The 12,828-nt window shown below is 48.3% G+C and carries 8 protein-coding genes; 2 read left to right on the forward strand and 6 right to left on the reverse strand.

Translation table 11 applies throughout. From position 1 onward, the window contains the following. The 4 genes from CVT49_13440 to CVT49_13455 form a co-directional block, all read right to left on the reverse strand. Entirely contained in the window at positions 1-537 is a 537-nt protein-coding gene (locus tag CVT49_13440; protein ID PKK82496.1) for an Rrf2 family transcriptional regulator, read from the reverse strand. Between the two features lie 258 nt (positions 538-795). Next, positions 796-3,081, reverse strand: a complete 2,286-nt coding sequence (locus CVT49_13445; protein ID PKK82497.1) for a hypothetical protein — start codon at positions 3,079-3,081, stop codon at positions 796-798. Positions 3,082-3,374: 293 nt separating this feature from the next. Next, complete coding sequence (locus CVT49_13450; protein ID PKK82498.1) at positions 3,375-3,635, reverse strand: hypothetical protein; 261 nt, start codon at positions 3,633-3,635, stop codon at positions 3,375-3,377. A 141-nt stretch (positions 3,636-3,776) separates the two neighbouring features. Next, positions 3,777-5,576 carry a hypothetical protein gene (locus tag CVT49_13455; protein ID PKK82499.1) on the reverse strand — a complete coding sequence of 600 codons (1,800 nt, stop codon included), beginning with the start codon at positions 5,574-5,576 and terminating at the stop codon, positions 3,777-3,779. Between the two features lie 248 nt (positions 5,577-5,824). On the opposite strand from CVT49_13455, the gene CVT49_13460 reads away from it, so the two are divergent. Together CVT49_13460 and CVT49_13465 are read left to right on the forward strand one after the other, a co-directional pair. Further along, positions 5,825-6,643 carry a glycyl-radical enzyme activating protein gene (locus tag CVT49_13460; protein ID PKK82500.1) on the forward strand — a complete coding sequence of 273 codons (819 nt, stop codon included), beginning with the start codon at positions 5,825-5,827 and terminating at the stop codon, positions 6,641-6,643. 4 nt (positions 6,644-6,647) lie between these two features. Further along, on the forward strand, positions 6,648-9,011 hold the full coding sequence (locus CVT49_13465) for a formate C-acetyltransferase/glycerol dehydratase family glycyl radical enzyme (protein PKK82501.1): 2,364 nt from the start codon (positions 6,648-6,650) through the stop codon (positions 9,009-9,011). Positions 9,012-9,082: 71 nt separating this feature from the next. Here CVT49_13465 and CVT49_13470 read toward each other — a convergent pair whose 3' ends face one another. Together CVT49_13470 and CVT49_13475 are read right to left on the reverse strand one after the other, a co-directional pair. Next, entirely contained in the window at positions 9,083-11,956 is a 2,874-nt protein-coding gene (locus tag CVT49_13470; GenBank protein ID PKK82502.1) for a hypothetical protein, read from the reverse strand. A gap of 532 nt (positions 11,957-12,488) precedes the next feature. Then, on the reverse strand, positions 12,489-12,731 hold the full coding sequence (locus CVT49_13475) for a hypothetical protein (protein ID PKK82503.1): 243 nt from the start codon (positions 12,729-12,731) through the stop codon (positions 12,489-12,491). Positions 12,732-12,828: the final 97 nt, after the last annotated feature.

The raw sequence follows: 12,828 nt of genomic DNA on the forward strand, positions 1-12,828 counted from the left end.
TTAGAGTCCTCCACTACCTGTATTTTGCACCGGACAACCGTCGGTTTTTGCTCCGGCTGCCTGTGCCATTAATTTATCGGGGAATAGAAGCGGCAGGTGTGAATGATCGCCCACCACTTCAGCCAGTTTCTCTTTATCGATAAGATCTTCCAGGCTGTATTTTTCAAGTATATCGATCATGCTTCCGCTCATAATTACCCAGATCATCCGGGCCTCGCAGAAGCTGCTGTTTAAGCAGATATCAGGATTATTGACACAGTCGGTCAATGAAATCGGTCCGGCGACCGCTTTTATGATTTCCGATATTTTTATTTCTGAAGCCGGGCGAGAGAGATAATACCCGCCCTTTTTCCCGGAGACACCGATGAGAAGCCCGTCATTCTTGAGCGACATGGCCAGTTGTGCCAAATAGTTTTCGGAAACGCCGGTGATCCCGGCGATTTTTCCCAAATGCACCAGCCTGTCTTTTTTCAATTCACGGGCCAGTTCGACCATCAATCTTAAGCCGTAACGGGCCCTTGTCGAAAACTTCATCATATCCCAAAAATCGGCTTTCTCAGGTTAACATTAGTAAAACGATAAGATTATAAAGAGATAAAGTCAAGTGAAATTTTTCACTTTATTGCAAAGATAACCTCTTATCGTCAAGCTGCTTGGGATAATGTAAAAAAAGAAAATGCAGCAAGATGGACTTTTCTTCTCCAGAATCATAGGGGATTAATGTATCTTAAGCGCAATTAATATATAGATTTAGGGCGGCTTTTAAGGCCGCCCTAAAGTCACGAGGATTTACTATTAGCAGATCGGCGCGGCTCCACCCTTATATAGATATTTTATTAAATAAGTAATATCCAAAAGGTTTATGGCGCCGTTGCCATCAGCATCGGCTGAATTAAGCGGATTCGGGGCCTGCCCACCTTTATATATATAATTAATCAAAAAGGTGACATCGAGTATATTGACCGCAACGTTACCGTCGGCGTCACCGCAGATATAATCGCAGGCATCGCCGATATCATTGCCGTTACTATCGGACTGGTCGGGGTTATAAACCTCAGGGCAGTTGTCACAAGCATCGCCGACACCGTCGGCATCCATGTCGGTCTGCTCGATATTTGGATAATCGATGCAATTGTCGCAGACATCGCCGACGCCGTCGCTGTCGCTGTCTTCCTGACCGGTATTAAGGTCATTATTGCAATTATCGCAGGAATCGCCGACCAAGTCGTCATCAACATCAGCCTGATCGGGATTATAAACATAGGGGCAATTATCGACCAGACAGGTGCTGCCCGGAACATCGGGATCGCCGTAACCATCGCCATCCGAATCGACGCAGACAAAATCCCCGACCGTAAATGACCATACTTTGGAGTATTCGGTCGAATCTCCTGTCGAAAGCTTAAAGGCCTTGACGCGCCAGTAATACAGGCTGTCGGGCAGGGCATTGGTCGAAGAAACCAACCCGGCCGAATCGGAATATTCGGTGAAAACAATATTTGCAAACTGATTATCGGTGGCCACCTCGACCCGATACTGGTCATCGGCACTTTTCCAGGCGGCGGCCCAGTTAAGATGTGGGTAGGCAATTGACACATTGGAGCAGTTTTCCGGCGATAACAATCGCGGCTCAAGAATCGGCAGCGGCCAGTTGGCGCCAAAGACATCCTGATTGCCGTTGCGGGTATCGGTCCAGACGGCATTGACATGATCATGATAGGCGGTCACGCCGATGTATTCGGCTATCTTGCCGGCACGGGTGTCGTCTTTATCGCCATCGGGCCAACTTAAGGGCGGAACCGGTTGTGCCGTCCAGGGTGGTCCGGCTTGATACAAGTCATCATCTTTAGCCTGCGACGGGCTGCTGGAAACTGAAGTGATGCGCTGGTTGGTCGTAAAAGATTCCCCACCATCGAACGAATAGGCCGCAAAGACATCAAATTTATAGTGATCCAATGTGTCCAAACGCTGATCGTAGAAAATGGCAATCAGGATTCCCTCTTCATTACAAAAGAGCCAGGGGTGGAATTGATCGAACGTGGCCCCCGGTCCGATATAATCGTCATTGATGCAGATCGGCTCGGTCCAGTTGTCGCCGCCATCGGACGATTTGATGAACTCGATATTGTAATCGTAATATTCGGTATTGGTTGTATCGATGTTGGCATAAGCGATATAAATATTGCCATAATACGGTCCTCCAAAAATATCAGAGGTACTGACCGGCATGTTGTAAACATCAATTCCACCGTCAACAAATTGGAAATTGCCAAAAGTATTGACCAGCTTCTTCGGGGATGTGAAAGTTAATCCGCCATCTGTTGATTTGACCATATGAATGGTATAGAACTGGGTGCAGTCGGTGGTATCATAATAGTTCCAGAAGACATAAATTGATCCATCGCTGCCGACCAGCGGCTGAGGGAACTGGCCGGCAAAAGAGGTCGAGGTTCCACAATTACTGAGATCCGGAGGCGGGCCGATCAGAACTGGCGTGTCGAAGAAGAAACCATCATTCTGGAGGCGGGCAAAATAGACTGCATTGCAGCTTATATCGCCGCAAAAGCGCATCCAGGCCATGTACAAATTGCCGTCATAAACTCCGCCGGTTCTATCGACCGTCATAAACTGCTTGTCTTCAGAATAATTGTAGGGAGCTGTTATAACGGTGAGATTTCCGAAACTGATACCGGCATCATCGGAGCTAATAACCGAAATTGCCGAGCCAAAGTTGCCAAAATCCAAAAAGCCCAGGAAAAACCGGCCCTCGGCATTAACATCGACACAGGGATCCGACTGATAATAGTCGCGCCGCACCGTAACCAGCGAGTCGGTCCAGGTATTGCCGGCATCGGTCGATCTTCCCACAGCCACCCGCCGATATCCGAGCCTGAAGTCGCGCCATAACGAAATGACAATATTGCTGTCAACAGGCGATACCCATACCTGTTCTTCATTTTGCAGCTGAGGGAATGGTGATGATATCTGATAATTAGCCGGAGGCGGCGGGTATGCCTCCGCTTCGGAACCAATCAGGGCCATAAAGAGAATTACGGCCAACAAAATTAACCCGATTCTCATAGAAGCCTCCCCGGGGTTATATGTTTATTTTTGCAAGAACAATTCCAGGATATAAATATTGCTCACCCGGCGAAAAATTTGTATGGCGGCGGGAATTACTCACTCACGAAGTCTATTTAATATTAAGATGAATTATTAAATCATGCAACCATTTACTTAATATCAGGTGCAGTTTGAGGAATATCTTGCGATTTGCTTGAAATGAAAAAGTGAACGAACACAATTTACCCGTTCATAATTCCCAAAATCAGCAGAGTCCCGGGTCGGCGGAATACATCCCGGGCGCAAGTCATTCAAATCGATTTGACGGCAAAGAGAACACCGCCGACAACTAATCCCAGAATTATCAACGGCATCGCCAAGCCTATCAGGGTCAGCCCGATACCAAACAGCCCCCCCAGAATACCACCGATTAATCCAAAAACAAGGCCGAAGATTCCGCCGATTAGGCCAAATAATCCGCCGATCAGGCCAGCGATGACGCTAAATCCGCCAAGGCCCAGAATACCCAGCAATACAAAAATTATGACAATTGCTAATATTGTTTTGCCCATATTTGTCTCTTTCTACTGAGTATCATTTATTTTCAATTACGTTCCGGAAAGGAATAAGTTTCGGTAGAATGCGACCGGCAGGACCGCAAAGATTTTCGGGGGCGCTACCGAAAGCGCCCCCGAATATTTACCAATTGAATATTATAATTTGACCAATTCGACCCGGCGGTTGTTAGCCTTGCCCTCGGCGGTGGTGTTGCCATCAATGGGCTTTGTTTCACCCCAGCCTTTTGCTTCAAGACGATCGACGGTAATACCATATTCATTAATCAGATAGGTCCGAACCGATTCGGCCCTTTTCTGGGAAAGATTCATATTATAATCATCGGCACCGTCGGAATCAGTATGGCCCTCGATGGACAGTCGAAGATTTGTATCGTCCTGCATCAATTCGCCGATATCCTTAAGGGTCTTATAGGATTCTCCCTTAATTTTGTGTGAACCGACATCGAACAGAATTCCATGCGTGACAATTTTACCGGTTTCATCAAGCTGTTCCCGCATCGATTTGCCACCCTCGGCAAAGCGAAAACCTCGGAATAGAACCGGGTTGCTCGCTTCATTATACGGTCGGTGATGAACACGGAACCCGACCGGCTTGAAACCTTCGATCTTGGGAACGTTGGCCATCCGCTCTTCATCGAAATAGCACTTCATTGACCTTGAAGTGGCCATGATTCTCAAAAAGTGAGAGCCTTTGGCGGGTCTCTGGGAAAGAGGTTTTTCGGCCAATTTATTATCATCGATTTCCAGCCAGGTTTGGTCACCCCCATAAATCCCGAAACACCCGATATTGCGACCATTTTCCCCGACCCAGTAAATGTAATGGTAGTTGCCCGACTCATCGGGGCCGTTGTCATAAAATTCATATTCGACCGTATATTGCTCGGGGAGCGGGCCCTCAGGAATTTTGGGGCGGATATTGCCGTCGTCGGTGGCCAATATCCAAAATTCATTGCCAAGACGGGCGACTTCATAGACACCATTATCAAGATTCCAGCGATATGGGAATTCACCCTCTTCCTCGCCCTTCATATCGTCATAGAAGATAACTCTATCGCCGGGAACAAAATCATATTTGGTGTAGAGCTGCATATTATCCGCAACAGCCAAGGTTGCCGTAGTCTGGGCGGTTCCTCCGCCTGTTGTCGCGGCAGTTATTTGCTGGCCGCCGGCGGGAGCGGCTGCTGTCGCGCCCTGGGCACCGTATTCCTGCGTATATTGTCCGCCTCCCTGATAACGGAAATACTCATCAGGAGTTTCTTTGGCAATTTCCTTGACAGCCTTGCCCAATACTTCCCTGATAGCCTTTTCCATCGGCTCATTGGCATACATTCCAAGCGCCCCGGCCAGGGCGATATCATCGGACCAGCCGCCGCCGACGCCGCCGACCTTCCAGCTCGAGGCCTTGCCTTCCAGCGACATTGCCTTGATGACACGCCGGGTGCGAATATCATATAACTTTAAATCCATCAGGATCTTGGCGTCCTTTTTTTCGGCTCCTATTGCTCCAAAGGCTTTTTTCTTCAGGCCGCCGAGAGCGCCGCCTCCGCCGGAGGCTTCCGGCTCAAAACCGGTTATGGCCCCGGTGACCATAATATCGGCACCCTCCATCAGGCCTTTTTCGGGACCGCGCCCCTCTTCAACATACCCTGATTGGCCCAGATCGATTTCGTCGATAAGGTCGCCCATATCATCTTTGCCGGCCAGCACAATAAATTTTTCATGCTGCGCCAGTGCGGTCGAAAGCATTTCGCCCATAGCCTCGGCAACTTCATAGGAACAGCCTTCGGCTTTGTCATCGACCTTGCCCACCGTGACGCGAGCCTTGTTGCCCTGATAGGTCACATTGTCTTTCATATCCGCAACGGCTATACCGGTCAAAAGTATCATTATGATAAATACTATGGCCGCGGCGCGTGATAGAAATAATCCACACATGTTGCTCTCCCTTCCTTGTTATCTATATTGAATCTACTATTGTGATTTATTAAATTTGTTTTCAAAATATAAAAATAACATTATGTCAATGCAACAATATTTTCCCTCTTCCGAAATCGCAGAATTACATCTCTACGCCGGTTGACGATTAAATCAACAACAATGGTCCGGTATTGGCGAAAAATGTTTATGAAAAACCTCTTCCGAATGCTATAATAAATCGAAGTTTTTGCCAGAGGTTTATCTGAATGAAAAACGGCCATATCAAAATCAAGGGGCTTATTTTCGATATCAAGAAGTACGCCATACATGACGGACCGGGTATCCGGACGACTGTCTTTTTAAAGGGATGCCCGCTGGATTGCTGGTGGTGCCATAATCCCGAGGGACGCAGTGATCAGAGTGAGATTATTTCGTTGCATGCAAAAGATACCGGAGACAACAAGCCTGCAAAAGAGCAAAGAATCGGCCGGCTGATTTCATTGGCAGATTTGATGAAGGAATTGGAAAAGGATGCTGTCTTTTATGATCAATCGGCCGGTGGCGTTACCTTCTCGGGCGGGGAACCGATGCAGCAGATTGATTTCCTTGAAGCCGCACTATTGGCATGTAAAGATTGCGGATTTACCACGGCGGTGGATACATGCGGCTATGCGCCTTTGCGGGATTTCGAGCGCATATATGATATCACGGATATTTTCCTTTATGATATAAAACTCATTGATGACGATCTGCATAAAAAATATACCGGGGTGTCGAATCAATTAATTATCAAAAACCTGGTGTATCTTGCGGGCAGAGGAAATAAGACTGTATTGAGGATTCCGCTGATACCGGGCATTACTGACACCCATGAGAATTTTGAGGCGATATTGGAGCTTATATCCACCCACAAAAATATCAGACAGATCAGTTTATTGCCGTATAACAGATTAAACGAGGACAAAATACGCCGATTCGGCATGACGGATAGAATCGGACGACGGCAAATACAGGATGAGGGAAATATGAAGGAAAAGGCGGCATTTTTCGAAAAGCATGGCTATATTGTGAAGGTTGGAGGTTAAACGAATGAATGAGAGAATACGGAAACTTCGAGAACAAAGCCTGAATGCGATTCCCGGTGTTTCACTTGAGCGCGCCCGGCTGCTGACCGAATTCCACCAGAGCGGTCTTGCTGAAAAAGTGTCGATCCCGGTGGCCCGCGCCCTGGCCTTCAAATACATTCTTGAAAACAAAGAAATCTGCATTAATGAGGGCGAATTGATTGTCGGTGAACGGGGTCCATCGCCGAAAGCAACGCCGACATACCCGGAGATATGCGCACATACGCTTGAAGATCTTGATATTCTTGACAGCCGGGAGAAAGTTTCGTTCAAAGTAGCCAGTAAAGATAAGACTTTTCAGCATGACGTTATTATTCCTTTCTGGTCGGGCCGGTCGATTCGCGACCGCATTTTCGAATCGGTCGATCCTGGCTGGATCGATGCTTATGAAGCGGGCATATTCACCGAATTTCAGGAACAGCGCGCCCCCGGCCACACTGTCCTCGACAACAAAATATACAAAAAGGGATTTTTGGATTTCAAGCTTGATATCGGACACAGTTTGGAGTGCCTTGATTTTTTCAACGACCCCGAGGCATATCACAAGCGGGAAGAATTGAAGGCGATGGATATCGCGGCCGACGCCATCATCCAGTATGCAAAAGGGCATGCGGATCAATTGTATCAAATAGCTGAAGACGAAATGGATATATCGCGAAAAAAGGAATTGGTGCAAATGGCCGAAATCTGTGAATGGGTTCCGGCGCATGCACCCCGCAATTTTTGGGAGGCCCTGCAATATTACTGGTTCGTGCATCTCGGGGTTATAACCGAACTAAATACCTGGGATTCCTTTAATCCGGGACGTCTCGATCAGCATCTTCTCCCCTTTTATGAAAAGGATGTTGAATGCGGCAGTCTGACGGATGAGTCGGCGAGAGAGTTACTGCAGTCATTCTGGGTAAAATTCAACAATCAGCCGGCTCCTCCCAAAGTGGGTGTTACAGCCGAGGAAAGCAACACGTACACTGATTTTTGCCTTATAAATCTCGGCGGCGTCAATGAACAGGGTGAGAATGCGGTCAATGAAATGACTTATATGATTCTCGATATTATCGAGGAAATGCGGCTTCTTCAGCCCAGTTCGATGGTGCAAATCAGCAAGAAGAATCCTGATCGGCTGCTAAAAAGGGCGCTTAAGATAATCAAGACCGGCTATGGTCAGCCGTCGCTTTTCAACACCGATGCCATCGTGCAAGAACTGATCCGCCAGGGAAAGAGTGTGGTCGATGCCAGAAACGGGGGCGCCAGCGGATGTGTCGAAACCGGTGCATTCGGAAAGGAAAGTTATATCCTAACGGGGTACTTTAACCTGCCCAAGGTCCTTGAAATCACATTGAATAACGGCGTCGATCCCCGAACCGGCAAAGGAATCGGTATCAAGACAGGTGACCCGAGGCAATTCAATTCATTTGACGAACTCTATGTTGCATACGAAAAGCAGCTCAATCACTTCATAGACATAAAAATCAAAGGAAATGTCATTATCGAGCGGCTGTGGGCGGACTATCTCCCGGCGCCGTTTCTTTCGATTTTGATTGACGATTGTATCGCCAACGGAAAAGACTATAACAATGGTGGTGCACGTTACAACACATCTTACATCCAGGGTGTCGGGCTGGGTTCGATCACCGATTCATTGAGTGCCATCAAGTATCATGTATTCGATCATGGCAATATATCCATGAGCGAAATGCTCGATGCGCTGGCCGCGAACTTCGACGGTTATGAATCGCTGAACGACAAATTTCTGAATGAGCCGCCTAAGTACGGCAATGATGATGACTACGCCGATATGACTGCCCGGCGTGTCTTCGATAGTTATTTCGGTATAGTGGACGGCCGGCCGAATACCAAGGGCGGACATTTCCGAATCAACATGCTTCCGACAACATGTCATGTTTATTTCGGGCGCGTTATCGGTGCGCTGCCTGATGGGCGCCCGGCCTGCCAGCCGCTTTCCGAAGGTATCTCGCCGGTGCAAGGGGCCGATCGGAAGGGACCGACGGCGGTTCTGAAATCGGCGGCTAAAATCGATCATATTCGAACCGGCGGGACTCTTCTCAATCAGAAATTCACGCCGCAGATGCTGGCCGACGATGATGGGATCACCAAACTGGCGCACCTGATTCGGGCCTATTTTACCATGGACGGGCACCATATCCAATTCAATGTGGTCGATGCGGCCACATTGCGGGAAGCGCAGAAGCATCCTGAAAAATACCGGGATCTGATTGTCCGGGTCGCCGGATACAGCGACTATTTCGTGGACCTTGGCACGGATCTGCAAAATGAGATAATCAAACGGACCGAGCAGTCAATAAGTTGACAAGGCGATAATACGCATAGAAAAAGGGACAATCATCGGATTGTCCCTTGTCTTTTTCACGTAAATTTTTCCTACGGGCAGATCGGCGCCGAACCACCCTTATACAGGTAGTTTATAAGGTACGTAACATCAAGCAGATTAACCGCGCCGTTGCCATTGGCGTCGGCCGCCTCAATCGGATCCGGTGTCGGACCCGATTTATACAGGTAACTTATCAGAGCCGTGACATCCAAGATATTGATGTTTCCATCGCCGTTCACGTCTCCACAGACATAGCCAAGGCTGGCGGCAAACGCCGCGGCCCGGTCGGCAATATCACCCAAACCGGATGATCCGGTATTGGAATACAACAGTGCCACCTGATACTGAATCGTATCACCGGAGCCCAGTTGCGCATTTCCAAAGGTGAGCAGAACCGACCAGTCGCCATTGAACAGTCCCGAAGTATTATTGGATGAAAACATCTCGGAGTAGGCAACGCCATCCGTGAAGGCGCCGCTGTAAATCAGTGACGGGTTATACAGCCCTCGAAGGTTGCGGGCATTTCCGGACAAAAGCGCCATCCCCGCGGCACGAGTATCGATGTCATTGTTGATATACACCATGTTTCGGGGATCATCGAAGTTGGCCTGATTGGACCCCGAATTGTCAATGTCGAGATCAGCCACCATGCCGGACAGGATATTCAAAGCAGTATCGCATGAATTATAGAGGGAGTAATCGGCAATGATAAAATCGCAATTACCGGGGTCTTCGGTATCATAGGTATATGTCACCGTCCCCTGAATACGGCCGTCATTGGAGGCTATTCTGAAAGTCTCGCTCCCGGCAGAGTTATTGATGACATCAACCGGTGAAAAACTCCGGACTCCGAAAACATCCCGGTAAACTCTGTATGAAGAAACATCTATCATACCCACCATCAGAGAAGCATTGTACAAAACATCAACACCGCCGCGGCTGAAGTTATCCATGGCGGAAGTATTGTAAGTCCGGGCCGTCAGGCATGAAGTCGAGAACAATGTCGATTCCAACGAGCGGGTGGTCAGACCGACCGTAACAGTCATCGGCAATTTTATATAGGTTACACCATAAGCGCCGGTAACTTCGAATCTGAGAGTATCGAAATAATTGCCGACATTACACTCATCAAGTGAAGTGGCATCATAAGTAACGACAAACTGAGAGGAATCGCCATCCGGTATGATTTCCTGATAACCTGGTCCCGGGGCGACGGTCAGGCCGGTGATGCTCGGCGGAATCACCGTTACTGTCTGCGAGCCGGTGGATGTTCCGGGATTGTGAATCCAGATATCATCGCCGGCACTTTGCCCGACCAGCGCACCCGTCTGCACCCATTCCGGATCGGCATAGGCTGTTCCCAGACCGACATCGGCCAGGGCGCTTTCGACACCATCGACTTCGGCGGAGGGGTAACCATACAGGTCAACGGCCGATTGAGTCACCATACCGGCGAAAAAGTAAAAACCGGACAGGGGCGTAAGGTACACGGTTAAAGCCCGGTACCATATCTGTTCTGCTTTATCTTTGCCGATGGCAGTCGCGGCATTATAATAGGCATGATTGGGAATTCCGGAATTAATATGGACCCCGCCGTTATCGGTGGACAATGGAAGGTTCCGGTAATCATTCATATGTTTGGGATGCCCCTTCAGGTTGGGATTTTCCATACTGCGAATATAGTTGCCGAGCAGCCCGATTTCTTCGCCGAGATACCAGTCATCACGGTCAACCATGACTCCAAAAACATCCGAGAATGATTCATTCAGGGCGCCGTATTGATACTGATAGACCAACCCCGCCGAATATTCGGTGACACCGTGGGCCAATTCATGAGCCACGACATCAAGCGATCCGGAAAACGGCAGGTAATTCACACCGTCGCCGTCGGCGAAGTTGACCCCCTGACCGTTCCAGTAGGCATTATTGACATATAACGGGTCATGTGTATTGGCGATAATGTCCGCACCGGCATTATCATAACTGTCGCGTCCGAAAGTATTGAGGAAATATTCATATGATAATTTGACATAATAATGCGCGGCCACTTCCGCTTTCTGACTGACAAAATCATCCCAGATTTTGTCGCCGTCGGCATCGGTCGAGATCGGTCCTCCGCCATAATAATTATCATAAGTATATATCGATGCACTGTGAGTGGCATCGATCAGGTAGAAAGTGCCGGAAAGATCATAAATGTTGAGCGGTCGTATGGAATCCCGGGTATCAGGACCGGAACCGATATCCGGGCCGTCAAATTGAATATCATTAAATTTCTGGATGATTTCACCCGACTGGGCGTCCACGAAAACACGCCACCTGATGGCGCCGTTCACCGGGCTGGTGATGGTCACCAATTGCGCCAGGCGCGGGTCACCATTGTTCGGGAAAATGACAGTTTCGACAGCGTTGGCAAGATTCTTTTCGGTGAACTGGTCCTTGACAGCTTCCGACGCCAATTCTTTCGCTGACTCCTGGCTGATGGCCGCGCTGACACCGAACCCCGGCGACGGGATAGTCTGACCGCCGATGCTGTAAATTGTCCGGTCATTTTCAAAATGGACAATGGTCTGGCAGCCCCATACCGGCAATCCCTGATACATCTGCTGGAAACGGACATGGGTCAGGCCAAGGGCGTCGGTTGTTTCGGAGATCAGCTCCAATTCCTGGTCCGGCTGTTGTATTTTGAAATCTGCCTGGCGGGAAGCAATAAAAATGCGCGCTTTATCGGCAAAATCGGCCCCGTCGGCGACCGTAAATCGGCCGGTAACGCTTTCGGCGGTGCCAAAATCCGGGTTAATACTGATTTTCTCGGCCGGGCCGCTCGTAACCGAAAAAGCCGGTTTCGAAGCCGACCACGCCGTTGAAAATCCGATGACAAGACAGGCTGTCAATAACAATGCCGCATGGATTTTTTGATTCATTCCGCTCTCCTGAGAAGTCAATATTTAATATAAATTATTATTTCGATATAAATAATGCATCATTTCCCTTGTTCAACCATAAAATACGACCAAAGTTCATACTTTTTAAGCAATTATGGATTATATCAATCCACTAATAAGTAATATGCAGTAAAATCGCGAACATTGGCTTTTTCGGTTCCACCAAATTGCTGTACAGTTACTTAATATCTTAATTTACTTCAAAAATCGCTTTGGTCAAGCGGTTTTCTCGCTCAGGCGGCAGTGTTTGCCTTGGTGACTTATAAAGTGACCTGCTCGGATATCGTATGAGAACTACATGTTGTAACTTTGTAACTATTCTGCGGTTATTGCCGGGCCGAATTTGGTTCATGATCGTTTATGGGTTTAGATGCGGCAAGCCAATGGTCCGATGTAAAAAAATAAAACCCGGCGGTGAGAGCACGGCACCGCCGGGTTAATGTGCTCAACCATCGACCTGATCGATTGAGCTTCCTTCCCCCCCGGGAAAGAATGACAGAGAACTTGAGGTCTATTTCAGAAGCATCATTTTCCTCGTTTCGACAAACTCCCCGGCCTTCAGGCGGTACAGGTAGATGCCGGATGGAACATTTCCCCCATTTTCATAAGTACCATCCCATGAGACTTGTTTATATCCAGCACTCAATGTTTGCGACACAAGTGTTTTGACCTTACGTCCGGTGATATCAAATATGTCGATTGTAACCATACTTCGATTGGGTAATGCAAATTCAATAATCGTGTTGGGGTTAATGGTCTTCCCCTAAAAAAATGGACACATAGTTAAGATAGGGTAGCCGCCCGTTCGAAGTCAACTGGATTTTTAAAACCCAGGCTCGAATGACGGCGTT

It is taken from the genome of candidate division Zixibacteria bacterium HGW-Zixibacteria-1 (genome assembly GCA_002838945.1).
Taxonomy (GTDB): domain Bacteria; phylum Zixibacteria; class MSB-5A5; order GN15; family PGXB01; genus PGXB01.